Raw genomic sequence first — 15,923 nt, forward strand, 5'->3', positions numbered from 1 at the left:
TCCCGTCACTCGCTGCGGAGGCATCCGCAAAGCGGGGGGATCGAGGAGACATGAAGGGCTGCGCCCAGCAGCCCGGTGATGACGGCCCAGACCGCACACCCCCAGACCGCTGCCAAGACGGCGGCTGACGAAAAGCACCGGAACCCCCGGTGCTTTTTTGTTTGCGGATGCCCGCGCCGGGACCTGGACGACACTCGGCCGCCCCCTGCTTCGCCCTGGTCTGCATGCTCGATGCCCTGATCCTGATGGCTGCCGCCCTGGCTGCCGGTTTCGTCGATGCCATCGTCGGCGGGGGCGGCCTGGTGCTGGTGCCGGCCCTGTTCAGCGTGTTTCCGCAGGCTGCGCCGGCGACGCTCTTCGGCACGAACAAGGGGGCGGCCATCTGGGGCACGGCCTGGGCCACCGCGCAGTACGCACGCCGGGTCACCTTGCCCTGGGGCACGCTGCTGCCGGCGGCCGCAGCCACCCTGCTCGGAAGCCTGGCGGGGGCATGGTGCGTGACCCAGCTCGACGGCGCCTGGCTGCGGAAGGCCCTGCCCCTGCTGCTGCTCGGCCTGCTGGCCTACACCCTGGCACGCAAGGATCTCGGCCGCGAGCACCGCCCACGCTGGCAGGGGCGGCGCGAGGCGGGGGTCGCCAGCCTGATCGGCGTGGCGATCGGCTTCTACGACGGCTTCTTCGGCCCGGGCACCGGCAGCTTCTTCGTCTTCCTGCTGGTTCGGCTGCTGGGCTACGACTTTCTGAATGCCTCTGCCTCGGCCAAGCTGCTGAACTGCGCGGCGAATGCCTCGGCGCTCACCCTGTTCGCCGCGACCGGCCACGTCTGGTGGGGCTGGGCGCTGCTGATGGCGGCCGCGAATGTGGCCGGCAGCCTGCTCGGCACGCGATTGGCCCTGCGGCACGGCGCAGGCTTCGTCCGCGGCATGTTCCTGGTGGTGGTGGGCGGCCTGATCCTGAAGACCGGCTGGGACGCCTGGCTGCGCTGAGCCCGTGGGGTCGGGAGACTTTCCCTGCGCGCCCGCTGGCTGATCCGGAGATCGTTCGACAGCCTACGCACCCAGAATCCGCGCGATGTCGCCGCGTCCTGTCCCTGCCCTTCGGCCGACGGCCCGCTGGCCCCGCCGTGGCAGGGCCGGACTGACGGGGCTGCTGCTGGCTGCCCTGGCGGGTGAGGCTGCGGCCGGGCTGGCCCTGACCCCCTGCCGCATCCCCGGCGTGTCGACCGAGGTGCAGTGCGGCCAGCTGCTCCGGCCGCTCGATCCGCAGCGGCCTCAGGGGCCTTCGATCACCGTGCAGCTGGCGGTGCTGCCGGCCACGGCGCGTCGCAAGCGCGCCGATCCGGTCGTCTTCTTCGCAGGGGGACCGGGCCAGAGCGCGATAGGCGCAGCGCCGCAGGTGCAGGGCCTGATGGCGCGGCTGAACACCCGTCGCGACCTGATCTTCATCGACGCACGGGGCACCGGCCGCTCGTCCCCGCTGCGCTGCCCGGACGATCCGCCTGGCCGGCCCGCACCGCCGCTGAGCACTCGCTTCGATCCAGCCGCGCAGCTGGCGCGGCTGCGGGCCTGCCTGGCCGGGTGGTCGGCGCTGCCGCATGGCGACCCGCGCTTCTTCGCCACGGCCTCGGCGACTGCGGACGTGGAGGCCGTGCGCGCCGCGCTGGGGCTGAGCCAGCTGAACCTGGTCGGCGTGTCCTACGGCAGCCGAGCCGCCCTGGATTACCTGCAGCGCCACCCGGAGCATGTTCGCCGTGTCGTGCTGGACGGGGTAGCGCCGCCTGATCTGGGGCTGCCCTACAGCCAGGCCGACGACGTCGAGGCCGCCCTGGACGCCAGCCTGCGCGCCTGCGAACAGGACGGGGCCTGCGCGCGCCGCCTTCCGGCGCTGCGCGCGCAGACCCGTGCCCTGCTGGCCGCACCGCCCCGGGCCAGGGCGGTGCGCGATCCGCTGGACGGCCGCAGCCAGGCCTGGTCACCCACGCCCGAGGCCCTGCGCAGCCTGCTGCGCGCGACGCTCTACACCCCGCTGAGCGCAGCCGGCCTGCCCCAGGCCCTGTCCGATGCGGCAGCCGGCCGCTACGAAGGCCTGCTCGGCCTGGCCTCGATGCACGGTGCGGCGCTCAGCCATCGCTTCGGCGGCCTAGCCGAAGGGCCGCACTTTGCAGTCCTGTGCTCCGAGGATTTCCTGCTGGGCCGGGCCTCCGAGGCGGCCGAGCCCTATCGCAGCCTCTGTCCGGACTGGCCCCGGGCGCCGGTCCTGCCCGAGCCGCTGCGCCCCAGCGCCGTGCCGGTGCTGATGCTCAGCGGCGGGATCGATCCGGTGACACCGCCCCGCCATGCGGCACGGGCCGCCGAGGCCCTGGGCGACAAGGTGCGGCATCTGGTGGCCCCGCAGCACGGCCATGGGGTGCTGGGCACGGGTTGCGCGCGGCCCCTGCTGCAGCGCTTCCTCGAGGCCGAGGACGAGGCGGAGGCCCTCGGGCCGGCGCTGAAGCAGGCCACGCACTGCCTGGCCGCCATGCCACGGCCACCGGTCTACCTGCCGCCCGAGCTGGAGACCCGCCCTTGATCGAGGTGGAATCGCTGGCCAAGCACTACCCTGGCGGTCCCGGCCGGGGCGGATTCGGCGGCTGGCTGCGGCGGCGCAGGAGCGCAAGCGTCGGCGTGCGCGACGTCAGCTTCCGCGCCGAGGACGGTCGCATCACCGGCTTGCTCGGCCCGAATGGCGCCGGCAAGACCACGACGATGCGGATGATGGCGGGCCTGATCCAGCCGGACGCCGGACGGGTGCGGATCGACGGGCTGGACAGCACGCGCGACGCGGGGGTCGCCCGGGGCCGGCTGGGGGTGCTCGGCGACCCGCGCGGGCTCTACCCCCGGCTCAGTGCGCGGGAGAACATCGCCTACTACGCGGCCTTGCAGGGCCTGGGACCCGACGCCACCGCCCGGCGCATCGAGGAGCTCGACGAGGCCCTGGCCCTGGGCCCCTTGCTCGATCGCCGCACCGAGGGCTTCAGCCAGGGCGAACGGATGAAGACGGCCCTGGCGCGCGCGCTGATCCACGATCCGCCCAATCTGCTGCTGGACGAACCCAGCAATGGCCTGGACGTGATGGCCACCCGCGCGCTGCGCGCCACATTGCGCCATCTGGCCAGCCCGGCCGGCGGCGGCAAGTGCATCGTGCTCTCCAGCCACGTGATGAGCGAAGTCGCCCAGCTCTGCGACGAGATCGTCATCGTCGCCCGGGGACGCACCGTGGCACGCGGCAGCGTGGCGACGCTGTGCGCGGCGGCCGGCGAAGCCGACTTCGAGGAGGCCTTCGTTCGCCTGGCCTTCGGCGATGTGCAGCAGGACGGCATGCCCGGCCCGACCCGCCCGCTTTGATGTGAGCGCACACCCTCCTGCAACATGCCGTCCCGCCGTTCCTCAGCCCCTGCCCCCTCTGCCCGCCTGCGCGGCGCCTGGGCGGTCTTCCGCAAGGAGTGGTTCGATGCGCTGCGCGACCGGCGCACCCTGATGACCGTGCTGCTCAGCGCGGTGCTGATGGGGCCGCTGGCGCTCTTCGCCCTGTCGAGCATGGTGGCTTCGCTGGAAAGCGCGGGCGAGCGGCGCGAGGTGCTGGTGCTCGGCCTGGCCCATGCGCCGGGCCTGGCCAAGCACCTGGCGCGGCAGGGCCTGGTGGCGGTGGCGGCACCGGCCGATGCCGAGCAGCGGCTGCGCGATCAGACCCTGGGCGAGCCGGTGCTCCTCATTCCCGAGGGGGCCGAAGCCCTGAGCCAGCAAGGCGGCCGGCCGGTCTTCACCGTGCTGTTCGACGGCAGCCAGCGCGGCAGCCATGCCGCCGCCGGGCGGATCGGTCGGCTGGTGGAGGGCTACACACGCGAGCGCGCGACCCTGGCCCTGGCGCTGCGGGGCCTGAGCCCCGCCCTGCTGGCCCCGGCCGAGATCGAGGAACACGATGTCTCCAGCGCCGGCAGCCGGGCCGGCCCGGTGACGGGCATCCTGCCCTTCTTCGTGATCATGGCGGTGCTGTATGGCGCGCTCGGCGCGGCGCTGGACACCACCGCCGGCGAACGCGAGCGCGGCTCGCTCGAGGCCCTGCTGGCCACGCCGGCCTCGCCCCTGGCCCTGGTGCTGGGCAAGTGGGGCGCGGTCGCGGCCGTGGCCATGCTGATCGCGCTGCTGTCGGTGCTGAGCTTCCTGCCGGCCCAGGCCCTGATCCGCAGCGACAGCCTGCGCGCTCTCTTCCAGTTCGGCGAGCGCGAGGCCGTCCTGCTGCTGATGCTTCTGCTGCCGCTGGCGGCCAGCCTGTCGGCCCTGATGATGGCCGTGGCCATCGGCTGCAAGACGGTCAAGGAGGCCCAGGCCAGCAATGCGGTGCTCATCCTGGCGGTGTCGCTGCTGCCGCTGGCTTCGCTGTTCAACGAAGGCAGCGAGGCCCGCTGGCAGCTCGCCGTGCCCGCGCTGGCCCAGCATGTCCTGATGAACCGGGTGCTGCGCGGCGAGGCGCTGGGCCCCCTGGAACTGCTGCTGCCGCTGGCCGTTTCGGCCGGCTTGACCCTGGCCGCCCTGGCCTGGCTGGCAGCGCGTCTGCGCCGGGCGGCGGTGCAGTGACGCGGCGGTCCTGCCGGGCCGCAGCGCGGCTTATCGCGGCGATCAAGCCGCCCGATTGGCTTGCGGCGGGGCGGCTCCCTACCATGCTCAACAAGAATCATTCTTGATGAGATCGGAGTCCTCCCCATGGCCAAATCCGCAAGCTTCGGCGTCATGCACCTCGGCATCGCCTTCGGCGTGAGCTACGCACTCACCGGCAGTTTCACCGTGGCCGGCGCCATCACCCTGGTCGAGCCGCTCGTCAACACCGTCGCCCACTACTTCTTCGACAAGGCCTGGGACAGCCCGCGGGCGCAGGCCTGGCGAGCGCAGCGAGCGGGGCGTCGGGCCGCCGGCCCGTCGCAGGTCGAAGCACAGGTCGCGCTCGGGGCCTGAACCGGTGTGGAGGAAGCGGAGCCCTGCCGTCCGGGCGGGCCGCGGACCCCGTCAAGGGCCCGCTCCGCGCCCTCCAGCCGATTCGCCGGGTGCCCCAGCCCTCAGCTGGGCGGCGCGCCCGGCCGGGTGACCCCTTCCAGCCAGGCCAGCCAGCTCAAGGCCTGCTCACGGCTGCTGCCACACATCTCCACCGAAGGCTGCAGCGAGGCGCAGACCGCCGGCCGCTCCGGGCGGCCGAACAGCCGGCAGGCACCCGCCGGATCGAGCTGGGTGCAGGGCACGCCGGCCGGCTTGCCCTGGGGCATGCCGGGCGCCTCCGCGCTGGCCGGGATCGGGCCGGCGATCGAGGGGGCGATGCAGCAAGCGGCGCAATGGGGACGGCAATCCATCGGGCCAGTGTGGCATGCAGGCCGCGTGCAGCGGGCCGGCGGGCACGACGCCGGCAGCGCGGGGTGACGCCCTCCGCGGGACTGCCTAAAATTGCGGCATCAAGCGCCCCGGCCCCCGCCGCGGCGCTTTTCTTGTTGCCCATGGAGTCGCCGCAATGCGCACCCCTTCCCTCTTCGACGTGATCGTGATCGGCGGTGGCCATGCCGGCACCGAGGCCGCGCTGGCCGCCGCACGCATGGGTGCGGCCACCCTGCTGCTGAGCCACAACATCGAGACCCTGGGGCAGATGAGCTGCAACCCCTCGATCGGCGGGATCGGCAAGGGCCATCTGGTCAAGGAGGTCGACGCGCTGGGCGGGGCGATGGCCGCGGCCACCGACGAGGCCGGCATCCACTTCCGCATCCTCAACGGCTCCAAGGGCCCGGCCGTGCGCGCCACCCGGGCCCAGGCCGACCGCATCCGCTACAAGGCCGCGATCCGCCACCGGCTGGAGAACCAGCCGAACCTGTGGCTCTTCCAGCAGGCGGTCGATGACCTGCTGGTGGAAAGCGACGGCCGGCAGGAGCGCGTGGTCGGCGCCGTCACCGCCATCGGCCTGGCCTTCCGCGCCAAGACCGTGGTGCTGACGGCCGGCACCTTCCTCGACGGCCGCATCCACGTGGGCCTGGAGAACCACCAGGGTGGCCGGGCCGGCGATGCCCCGGCCCTCAGCCTGGCCGCCCGCCTGCGCGAGCTGCAACTGCCGCGCGGCCGGCTGAAGACCGGCACACCGCCGCGGCTGGACGGTCGGACCATCGACTACCGCCGCCTGACCGCCCAGCCCGGCGACGGCGTGCCGGGCCCCGACGGCACACCCGCCACCACGCCGATGCCGGTGTTCAGCTTCCTGGGCCGGGCCGAGCAGCACCCGCGGCAGATTCCCTGCTGGATCACGCACACCACGGCCGAGACGCACGCCATCATCCGCAGCGGCTTCGACCGCAGCCCCATGTTCACCGGCGTCATCGAGGGCGTGGGCCCACGCTACTGCCCTTCGATCGAGGACAAGGTCAACCGCTTCGCCGACAAAGACAGCCACCAGATCTTCCTGGAGCCCGAGGGCCTGGACACCCACGAGGTCTACCCCAACGGCATCTCGACCTCCCTGCCCTACGACATCCAACTGGCCGCGGTGCATTCCATCCCGGGCCTGGAGGACGCGCACATCCTGCGGCCCGGCTACGCCATCGAGTACGACTACTTCGACCCGCGCAGCCTGAAGCCCAGCTTCGAAACGCAGCAGATCGCCGGGCTGTTCTTTGCCGGCCAGATCAATGGCACCACCGGCTACGAGGAAGCCGCGGCCCAGGGCCTGTACGCCGGGGCCAATGCTGCGCTGCAGGCCCGAGGCCAAGCGCCGCTGACACTGGGGCGCGAGCAGGCCTACCTCGGCGTGCTGGTCGACGACTTGATCACCCAGGGCGTGACCGAGCCCTACCGCATGTTCACCAGCCGCGCCGAGTTCCGCCTGCAGCTGCGCGAGGACAACGCCGACGCCCGGCTGACCGAGCTGGGCTGGCAGCTCGGCCTGGTGGACGAGGCGCGCTGGACAGCCTACGCCCGCAAGCGCGACGCGGTTTCACGTGAAACCGAACGCCTGAAGCGCAGCTGGGTGCACCCGGGCGTGCTCCCCGCTGCCGAGGCCGAGCGCCTGCTCGGCAAGGCCTTGGAGCACGAACACAGCCTGCTGGACCTGCTGCGCCGGCCCGGCATCGACTTCGACAAGGTGGCCGAAATCGAGCGCAGCGCACGGGCCCAGACGATCGTCCCCACCCCGGCGGCGGCGCCCGCCCCGGAGGTTTCACGTGAAACCCTGCGCGCCGAACTGGGCGCCGCCCTGGCCGACGCAGTGATCGAACAGGTCGAGATCGCCGTGAAGTACGCCGGCTACATCGACAAGCAGAACGCCGAGGTCGAGCGTGCCGCCCACTACGAGCACCTGCCCCTGCCGGTCGACCTGGACTACGCCCGCGTCACCGCCCTCAGCCACGAGGTGCGGCAGAAGCTGAACCGCCACCGCCCGGCCACCCTGGGCCAGGCCGCGCGCCTCGCGGGCGTCACGCCGGCCGCCATCTCGCTGTTGCTGGTGCACCTGAAGAAGGGCCGCTTCGCTGGCTTCGGACGCATCGAGACCCCCCTGACCCCTGCATGAACGCCCCTGATCTGCACCCGCTGGCCTCCGCGCTCGATGCGGGTCTGCATGCCCTTCACCTCGACGACCTGAGCCCCGGGCAACGCCGGCAGCTGCTCCAGCACCTGGACCTGATCGCCCGCTGGACCCGGGTCTACAACCTGACCGCCGTGCGCGAGCCGGCCGCGATGCTGGGCCAGCATCTGCTCGACAGCCTCGCCGCCGTGCCGGCGCTGCGCCGGCACGCCGCGGGCAAGCCCCTGCGGCTGCTGGATGTCGGCAGCGGTGCCGGCCTGCCCGGCCTCAGCTTCGCGATCGCCTGCCCCACGCTGCAGGTCAGCTGCATCGACACCGTGGGCAAGAAGGCCAGCTTCATCCGCCAGGTCGCGGCCGAGCTGGGCCTGCGACAGGCTGAAGCCTTGCACGGCCGGGTGGAAGGCCTGCCCGCTCGACCCTGGGACCTGGTGACGGCCCGCGCCTTCGCCGCCCTGCCCGACCTGGTCGATGGGACGCGCCACCTGCTGGCCCAGGACGGCTGCTGGATGGCGCTGAAGGGCAAGCGGCCCGACGAGGAGATCGCAGCGCTGCCCGCCGACATCGACGTGTTTCACGTGGAACCGCTTCAGGTGCCCGGCCTGGCCGCCGAACGCTGCCTCGTCTGGATGCGACGCCGCTGATGCCGCGGCGCGGGGCCGCTTCTTGCCTTGACCCTGCCACGAGCGCACGCGGACAATCCGCCGCTTTCGCGATCTGCTGCAATGCAGCAGTCCCCTCCCCTGACCGCGCCCCGCCCATGCCCCGCATCTTCTGCATCGCCAACCAGAAAGGCGGCGTCGGCAAGACGACGACGACCGTGAATCTGGCGGCCGGCCTGGCCCAGATCGGCCAGCGTGCGCTGGTGATCGATCTGGATCCCCAGGGCAATGCCACGATGGGCTCGGGCGTCGACAAGCGCGCCCTGACCCTGAGCGTCTACGACGTGCTGCTGGAGTCGGCCGGCATCGCCGAGGCCCGTCAGCGCAGCCCCCAGGGCGGCTACGACGTGCTGGGGGCGAACCGGGAACTGGCCGGCGCCGAAGTGGAGCTGGTGGGCCAGCCTCACCGCGAACAACGGCTGAAGCGCGCCCTCGAAGCCGTGGCCGCCGACTACGACTTCGTGCTGATCGACTGCCCACCCAGCCTGAGCCTTTTGACGCTCAACGGCCTGTGCAGCGCGCATGGCGTGATCGTGCCGATGCAGTGCGAGTACTTCGCGCTTGAGGGTCTGTCGGACCTGGTCAACACCATCAAGCAGGTGCACGCCAATCTGAACCGCGAGCTGCAGATCATCGGCCTGCTGCGGGTGATGTTCGATCCGCGGATCACGCTCCAGCAGCAGGTCAGTGAGCAGCTTCAGGCGCATTTCGGCGACAAGGTCTTCAACACCGTCATCCCCCGCAATGTGCGGCTGGCCGAAGCGCCAAGCTATGGCTTGCCGGGCGTGGTCTTCGACCCGGCCTCGCGCGGCGCGCAGGCATTCGTGAGCTTCGCGCGCGAAATGGTCGCCCGCATCGAAACCATGCGCTGAGCGTGACCGGACCGATGCCTGCCCACCCCCTTGCCCTCCCCATCCTCAGCCTGCCCGGCTGGGGCGGCTCCGGCCCCGGCCACTGGCAGAGCCGCTGGGAAGCCCTGCACGGCGACCAGCGCGTCGAGCAGGCGGACTGGCGGCAGCCGCTGCGGGGCGACTGGATGATGCGCCTCGAGGAGACGCTGCTCAGCCGGTCCCGCGAGGAGCTGCCGGTGCTCTTGGTCGCCCACAGCCTGGGCTGTCATCTGGTCGCGGCCTGGGCCAGTCACAGCCGGAACACGGGCCGGGTGGCAGGCGCCTTCCTGGTCGCGCCGCCCGACCTGGAGCGCGACCCACTCCCGCCGCAGCTGCACAGCTGGCGCCCGGTCCAGCGCCTGCGCCTGCCCTTCCCCGCCCTGCTGGTGGCCAGCAGCAACGACGAGGTCTACTGCGCGCTGCCCCAGGCCCTGGCCCTGGCCGAGGACTGGGGCGCCGAGGTCCGGGAGGCCGGCGCGCTCGGCCATGTCAATGCCGACTCCGGCCTCGGCGACTGGCCTCAGGGCCGCGCCTGGCTGAACGCCTGGGCGGCTCGCCTGCCCGCTAGCCGCTGAACCCCCTTTCCCACGCCGCATCATGGTCACCAAGAAACCCAAAGGCCTCGGCCTCGGCCTCGAAGCCCTGCTCGGCCCCAAGGTCAGCGAATCCCCCGTGGCCTCCGACGCCTCGGCTCCGTCGACCCTGAAGCTCGACCAGCTGCGCGCGGGCAAGTACCAGCCGCGCACGCGGATGGACGAGGGCGCGCTTTACGAGCTGGCGGAAAGCATCAAGGCCCAAGGCATCATGCAACCCATTCTGGTGCGCCCGCTCTCGGGCGAGAGCCAGAACGGCTGGCCGGCCTACGAGATCATTGCCGGCGAACGCCGCTCCCGGGCCGCGAAGCTGGCCGGCCTGGACGAGGTGCCGGTGCTGGTCAAGGTCGTGCCGGACGAGGCCGCCGCAGCCATGGCGCTGATCGAGAACATCCAGCGCGAGGACCTGAACCCGCTGGAAGAAGCCCAGGGTTTGCGGCGCCTCACGCAGGAGTTTGGACTCACTCACGAAGCCGCGGCGCAGGCTGTGGGGCGCTCGCGCAGCGCAGCCTCCAACCTGCTGCGGCTGCTGAACCTGGCCGAGCCGGTGCAGGGCCTGCTGATGGCGGGCGACCTGGACATGGGGCATGCACGTGCCCTGCTGGCCCTGGACAAAGCGCAGCAGATCACCCACGCGCACGAGATCGTCGCCCGCAAGCTGAGCGTGCGCGAGGCCGAGAAGCTGGTGGCCCGCAGCGGCAGCCCGGCCCGGCAGAAGACCCTGCTGCGGGCCGCGGCCACCCCCCCCAAATCACGCGATGTGGCGCGGCTCGAAGAGGAACTCGCCGATGCACTGGCGGCCCCGGTGCAAATCCGGCTGAAGGGCCGCGGCACGGCCAGCCGCGGCGAGATCACCCTGCCCTTCGGCTCGCTCGATGAGCTTGACCATCTGATCGACCGCCTGCGCGCCCTGCGCCAGGCCTGAGGTCCGCCGATCGGGCGCCACCGTCGGGCGCTCGACATCGGCTGGACGGCCCCGGGAGGGGCACCGTTCTTGCAGAAGTCCGGACCTGCGCCGGCCCGCGTCGCTCGCACAAACCCTGTTCAGCCAGGGAACAGCGAGGCATCAGGGACTCTCATAAGCCCATACCTGCCTCGCTGAGCTGCGACGCTAAAGTCAAGCGCAAGCAATGCGTGATCGTGATGTGTGGTGCGTGACCCCAGGGGTCATGCCGCCTCGGGGTCCGACCCCGGCACGGCGTGGCCTTCGTGCAGCTTCTCCGGAGGACGACGATGGACGTGATCAGCAACTTTGCCGCGCGCTACGAGCGGAGTCGCGAGGAGGAGCTCTCCCTCGAGGACTACCTGGCCGAGTGCAAGCGCAAGCCCGTGGCCTACGCCACCGCCGCCGAGCGCATGCTGATGGCCATCGGCGAACCCGAGGTGATCGACACCCGCAACGATCCTCGGCTCTCGCGCCTGTTCGCGAACAAGGTCATCAAGCGCTATCCCGCCTTCGCCGAGTTCTACGGCATGGAGGATGCGATCGAACAGGTCGTCAGCTACTTCCGCCACGCGGCCCAGGGCCTGGAGGAGAAGAAGCAGATCCTCTACCTGCTGGGCCCGGTGGGCGGCGGCAAGTCCTCCATCGCCGAGCGGCTCAAGCAGCTGATGGAGCAAGTGCCCTTCTACGCGATCAAGGGCTCGCCGGTGAACGAGTCGCCTCTCGGTCTCTTCGATCCGGCCGAGGACGGGCCCATCCTCGAGAAGGAATATGGCATCCCGCGCCGCTACCTGAACCGCGTGCTCAGCCCCTGGGCGGTCAAGCGGCTCGACGAATACGGTGGCGACATCCGCCGCTTCAAGGTCGTCAAGCGCTATCCCAGCGTGCTCAAGCAGGTCGGCATCGCCAAGACCGAGCCGGGTGACGAGAACAACCAGGACATCAGCTCGCTCGTCGGCAAGGTCGACATCCGCAAGCTCGAAAGCTATGCCCAGGACGACCCCGACGCCTACAGCTACAGCGGCGGCCTGTGCCTGAGCAACCAGGGTCTGCTGGAGTTCGTCGAGATGTTCAAGGCGCCGATCAAGGTGCTGCATCCGCTGCTGACCGCCACGCAGGAGGGCAACTACAAGGGCACCGAAGGCTTCGGGGCCATCCCCTTCGACGGCGTCGTGCTCGCGCACAGCAACGAGAGCGAGTGGAAGGCCTTCCGCAACAACAAGAACAACGAGGCCTTCCTCGACCGCATCTACATCGTCAAGGTGCCCTACTGCCTGCGCGTGAGCGACGAGGTGAAGATCTACGAGAAGCTGCTGCGCGGCTCCTCGCTGGCCGCAGCCACCTGCGCGCCGGGCACGCTGAAGATGATGAGCCAGTTCGCCATCCTCACGCGGCTCAAGGAGCCCGAGAACTCCTCGCTCTTCAGCAAGATGCTGGTCTATGACGGCGAGAACCTGAAGGACACCGATCCGCGCGCCAAGAGCTACCAGGAGTACCGCGACTACGCCGGCGTCGACGAGGGCATGAGCGGCATCTCCACGCGCTTCGCCTACAAGATCCTCAGCAAGGTCTTCAACTTCGACAGCACCGAAGTCGCCGCCAACCCGGTGCATCTGATGTACGTGCTCGAACAGCAGATCGAGCGCGAGCAGTTCCCGGCCGAGCTGGAGCAGAAGTACCTGGCCTTCATCAAGGAACACCTTTCGGTGCGCTATGCCGAGTTCATCGGCAAGGAGATCCAGACGGCCTACCTCGAAAGCTATTCCGAGTACGGCCAGAACATCTTCGACCGCTACGTGACCTATGCCGACTACTGGATCCAGGATCAGGAGTACCGCGACACCGACACCGGCGAGGTCTTCGACCGCGCCAGCCTGAACGCCGAGCTGGAGAAGATCGAGAAGCCGGCGGGCATCGCCAACCCCAAGGACTTCCGCAACGAGATCGTCAACTTCGTGCTGCGGGCCCGTGCGAACAACGCCGGCAAGAACCCGAACTGGACCAGCTACGAGAAGCTGCGCACGGTGATCGAGAAGAAGATGTTCTCGAACACCGAGGAGCTGCTGCCGGTCATCAGCTTCAACGCCAAGGCCAGCGCCGACGAATCGAAGAAGCACGAGGACTTCGTCAACCGCATGGTGCAGAAGGGCTACACGCCCAAGCAGGTCCGCCTGCTCTGCGAGTGGTACCTGCGCGTGCGCAAGAGCAGCTGAAGGCCAGCATGCTTTTCAGGCGACATCCAGCAGGCGCGACGGGTCCGGCGCAGCCGGCCCGTTCGGGCCGCCCCCCAGGGGGAGAGCGCCGCTGGCGCGACGGGGGGGAGTCATGAGCTTGATCATCGACCGGCGGCTGGCGGGCAAGAACAAGTCCATCGGCAACCGCGAGCGCTTCCTGCGGCGCCACAAGCAACAGATCCGCGAGGCCGTGCGCAAGGCCGTCAGCGGCCGCGGCATCCGCGACATCGAGCGCGGCGAGGACATCACCCTACCCAAGCGCGATGTGTCCGAGCCCGTCTTCCGCCATGGCCACGGCGGCAGCCGCGAGATGGTGCACCCCGGGAATCGCGAGTACGTGACAGGCGACCAGATCGAGCGCCCGAAGGGAGGCGGCGGCGGGAGCGGTGGCGGCAGCGGCCAGGCCAGCGACTCCGGGGAGGGCGAGGACGACTTCGTCTTCCACCTGAACAAGGAAGAGTTCATGCAGGTCTTCTTCGAGGACCTGGCCCTGCCCAACCTCGTCAAGACCGCGCTGGCCGAGGTGCCGGAATGGAAGAGCCAGCGCGCCGGCTTCTCCAGCGACGGCACGCCGAACAACCTGCACGTGGTGCGCTCGATGCGCGGCGCGCTGGGGCGTCGCATCGCGCTGGGCGGCGAGCCACGCCGCGAGCTGCGCGAGCTTGAGGCTCAGCGCATGAGCCTGATGCTCGAAGGCCCAGGCAGTGCCGGCGCAGCCCTGCATGCGCATGCCCTGCGGGATCTCGAAAGCCGCATCGAGGCGTTGCGCGCCCGCATCGGTCGCATCCCCTACCTCGACCCCATCGACCTGCGCTACCGCAGCCGCGTGCGCGTGCCGGTGCCGACGACGCGGGCGGTGATGTTCTGCCTGATGGACGTCAGCGGATCGATGGACGAGCAGCGCAAGGACCTGGCCAAGCGCTTCTTCATCCTGCTCTACCTCTTTCTGACCCGGCACTACGAGAAGATCGAACTGGTCTTCATCCGCCACCACACCCAGGCGCAGGAGGTCGACGAACACGGCTTCTTCCATGCCACCGAAACCGGCGGCACCGTGGTCAGCAGCGCCCTGGTGCTGGCCGACGAGATCGCCCGCAGCCGCTACCCCAGCAGCGAGTGGAACCTCTACATCGCCCAGGCCAGCGATGGCGACAACTGGCACCACGACAGCAGCCGCTGCCGCCAGCTCGTCGAGGAGAAGCTGCTGCCCCTGGTGCGCTACTACGCCTACCTGCAGGTGGCCGAGGCCGAGCAGAACCTGTGGGACGAATACACGCAGATCGCCGCCGCGCACAAGCACTTCGCGATGCGCAAGGTGCTGAGCCCGGGTGAGATCTACCCCGTCTTCCGCGAGCTGTTCAAGAAGGAAGGCAGCCCGACCTGAGGGAAGGGCTCGTGCCGCCGAGGAACCCACGATGCGCCAGCCCCACCCGCCCCTGTCGAGCCTGGACAGCCCTCGCCGCACGCCGCTTCGGATGGCCGCCGCCGACCTCGGCCCATTGCAGCGCGCCGAGCCCCTGCCCGTGGCCAGCGACTGGACCTTCGAGCTGATCGAGCAGTACCACGCGGCCATCCGCGCGGCGGCCGCACGCTACGGCCTGGACACCTACCCGAACCAGCTGGAGATCATCACCGCCGAGCAGATGATGGACGCCTACGCCAGCGTGGGCATGCCGGTGAACTACCGGCACTGGAGCTACGGAAAGGAGTTCATCGCCACCGAGAAAAGCTACAAGCGCGGCCACATGGGCCTGGCCTACGAGATCGTCATCAACAGCAACCCCTGCATCAGCTACCTGATGGAGGAGAACACGCTGGCCATGCAGGCCCTGGTGATCGCGCATGCGGCCTACGGCCACAACAGCTTCTTCAAGGGCAACTACCTGTTCCGGATGTGGACGGACGCCTCGTCGATCATCGACTACCTCGTCTACGCGAAGAACTACATCGCCGACTGCGAGCAGCGCCACGGCATCGAGGCGGTGGAGGACACGCTCGATTCCTGCCACGCGCTGATGAACCATGGCGTCGACCGCTACCGGCGCCCGAGCAAGCTCAGCCTGGCGGAGGAACGTGCGCGCCGCGAGGACCGCGAGGCCTACGCCCAGCGCCAGATCAACGATCTCTGGCGCACGCTGCCGCGCAAGGCCCAGGCGCCCGACGAGGTCGCCGAGAGCAGCCGCTTCCCTGCGGAACCGCAGGAGAACCTGCTCTATTTCATCGAGAAGAACGCGCCGCTGCTGGAGCCCTGGCAACGCGAAGTGGTGCGCATCGTGCGCAAGGTGGCGCAGTACTTCTACCCGCAGCGCCAGACCCAGGTGATGAACGAAGGCTGGGCCACCTTCTGGCACCACCGCCTGCTCAACACCCTGTACGACCAGGGCCTGCTGGGCGACGGCATGATGATCGAGTGGATGAAGTCGCACACCAACGTGATCTTCCAGCCGCCGGTCGACCACCCCGGCTACAGCGGGCTCAACCCGTATGCGCTGGGTTTCGCGATGTACACCGACCTCCAGCGCATCTGCGAACAGCCCACCGACGAGGACCGCCACTGGTTTCCCGACATCGCCGGCCGCGACTGGCTGCTGACGCTCGACGAGGCCATGCGCAACTTCAAGGACGAGAGCTTCATCGGCCAGTACCTCAGCCCGAAGGTGATGCGCGACTTCCGCCTCTTCGCGATCCGCGACGAGGAGAAGGCGCCGACGCTGGAGATCAGCGCCATCCACGACGAAGCCGGCTACCGCCGCCTGCGCGAGGCGCTGTCGCGGCAGTACGACCTGGGCAGCCGCGAGCCCAACATCCAGGTCTGGAACGTGAACCTGCGCGGCGACCGCTCGCTGTTGCTGCGCCACACCCAGCACAACAACCGGCCGATGGGCGACAGCGCGCCCGAGGTGCTCAAGCACGTCGCGCGGCTCTGGGGCTTCGACGTGCACCTGGAGAGCGTGAACGGCCAGGGCCAGACCACGCAGCGCTGGTCGGCCCCCGGGCCGCGGCACTGAGCCCGGCCGCGG

At 70.2% G+C, this 15,923-nt stretch carries 14 protein-coding genes; 13 read left to right on the top strand and 1 reads right to left on the bottom strand.

Going from position 1 to position 15,923, the window contains the following annotated elements; genetic code table 11:
• Window positions 1-224: 224 nt before the first annotated feature.
• The 5 genes from H4F90_RS13245 to H4F90_RS13265 all read left to right on the top strand — a co-directional run bounded on the left by H4F90_RS13245 (window position 225) and on the right by H4F90_RS13265 (window position 4,988).
• Entirely contained in the window at window positions 225-986 is a 762-nt protein-coding gene (locus H4F90_RS13245) for a sulfite exporter TauE/SafE family protein (RefSeq protein ID WP_182665359.1), read from the top strand.
• Between the two features lie 85 nt (window positions 987-1,071).
• On the top strand, window positions 1,072-2,568 hold the full coding sequence (locus H4F90_RS13250) for an alpha/beta fold hydrolase (protein ID WP_182665361.1): 1,497 nt from the start codon (window positions 1,072-1,074) through the stop codon (window positions 2,566-2,568).
• Window positions 2,569-2,573: 5 nt separating this feature from the next.
• Window positions 2,574-3,383, top strand: coding sequence for an ABC transporter ATP-binding protein (locus tag H4F90_RS13255; RefSeq protein ID WP_328700938.1), 810 nt, complete (start codon window positions 2,574-2,576; stop codon window positions 3,381-3,383).
• 24 nt (window positions 3,384-3,407) lie between these two features.
• Window positions 3,408-4,613: an ABC transporter permease gene (locus H4F90_RS13260; protein WP_182665363.1), complete on the top strand. Its 1,206-nt coding sequence runs from the start codon at window positions 3,408-3,410 to the stop codon at window positions 4,611-4,613.
• A 126-nt stretch (window positions 4,614-4,739) separates the two neighbouring features.
• On the top strand, window positions 4,740-4,988 hold the full coding sequence (locus H4F90_RS13265; protein WP_182665365.1) for a DUF2061 domain-containing protein: 249 nt from the start codon (window positions 4,740-4,742) through the stop codon (window positions 4,986-4,988).
• Between the two features lie 101 nt (window positions 4,989-5,089).
• On the opposite strand, the gene H4F90_RS13270 is transcribed toward H4F90_RS13265, so the two are convergent.
• Window positions 5,090-5,377 (bottom strand): YkgJ family cysteine cluster protein, encoded by a 288-nt coding sequence (locus tag H4F90_RS13270; protein ID WP_182665367.1) that lies wholly within the window; start codon window positions 5,375-5,377, stop codon window positions 5,090-5,092.
• Window positions 5,378-5,532: 155 nt separating this feature from the next.
• On the opposite strand from H4F90_RS13270, the gene mnmG reads away from it, so the two are divergent.
• The 8 genes from mnmG (at window position 5,533) to H4F90_RS13310 (ending at window position 15,911) form a co-directional block, all read left to right on the top strand.
• Window positions 5,533-7,569, top strand: a complete 2,037-nt coding sequence (gene mnmG, locus H4F90_RS13275; protein WP_182665369.1) for a tRNA uridine-5-carboxymethylaminomethyl(34) synthesis enzyme MnmG — start codon at window positions 5,533-5,535, stop codon at window positions 7,567-7,569.
• Window positions 7,566-8,225: a 16S rRNA (guanine(527)-N(7))-methyltransferase RsmG gene (gene rsmG, locus H4F90_RS13280; protein WP_182665371.1), complete on the top strand. Its 660-nt coding sequence runs from the start codon at window positions 7,566-7,568 to the stop codon at window positions 8,223-8,225. Before mnmG ends, rsmG begins: the two co-directional genes overlap by 4 nt.
• 116 nt (window positions 8,226-8,341) lie before the next feature.
• Complete coding sequence (locus H4F90_RS13285) at window positions 8,342-9,115, top strand: ParA family protein (protein WP_182665373.1); 774 nt, start codon at window positions 8,342-8,344, stop codon at window positions 9,113-9,115.
• A 14-nt stretch (window positions 9,116-9,129) separates the two neighbouring features.
• Entirely contained in the window at window positions 9,130-9,708 is a 579-nt protein-coding gene (locus H4F90_RS13290) for an RBBP9/YdeN family alpha/beta hydrolase (protein WP_182665375.1), read from the top strand.
• 22 nt (window positions 9,709-9,730) lie between these two features.
• A complete protein-coding gene (locus H4F90_RS13295) occupies window positions 9,731-10,651 on the top strand; it encodes a ParB/RepB/Spo0J family partition protein (protein WP_182665377.1) in 921 nt (306 codons plus the stop codon).
• 308 nt (window positions 10,652-10,959) lie between these two features.
• Window positions 10,960-12,882, top strand: a complete 1,923-nt coding sequence (locus H4F90_RS13300; protein WP_182665379.1) for a PrkA family serine protein kinase — start codon at window positions 10,960-10,962, stop codon at window positions 12,880-12,882.
• 112 nt (window positions 12,883-12,994) lie between these two features.
• A complete protein-coding gene (locus H4F90_RS13305; RefSeq protein WP_182665381.1) occupies window positions 12,995-14,287 on the top strand; it encodes a YeaH/YhbH family protein in 1,293 nt (430 codons plus the stop codon).
• A gap of 31 nt (window positions 14,288-14,318) precedes the next feature.
• Entirely contained in the window at window positions 14,319-15,911 is a 1,593-nt protein-coding gene (locus H4F90_RS13310; protein WP_182665383.1) for a SpoVR family protein, read from the top strand.
• The last annotated feature ends 12 nt before the right edge of the window (window positions 15,912-15,923 follow it).

This window comes from Aquariibacter albus (genome assembly GCF_014145335.1).
GTDB lineage: Bacteria > Pseudomonadota > Gammaproteobacteria > Burkholderiales > Burkholderiaceae_C > Aquariibacter > Aquariibacter albus.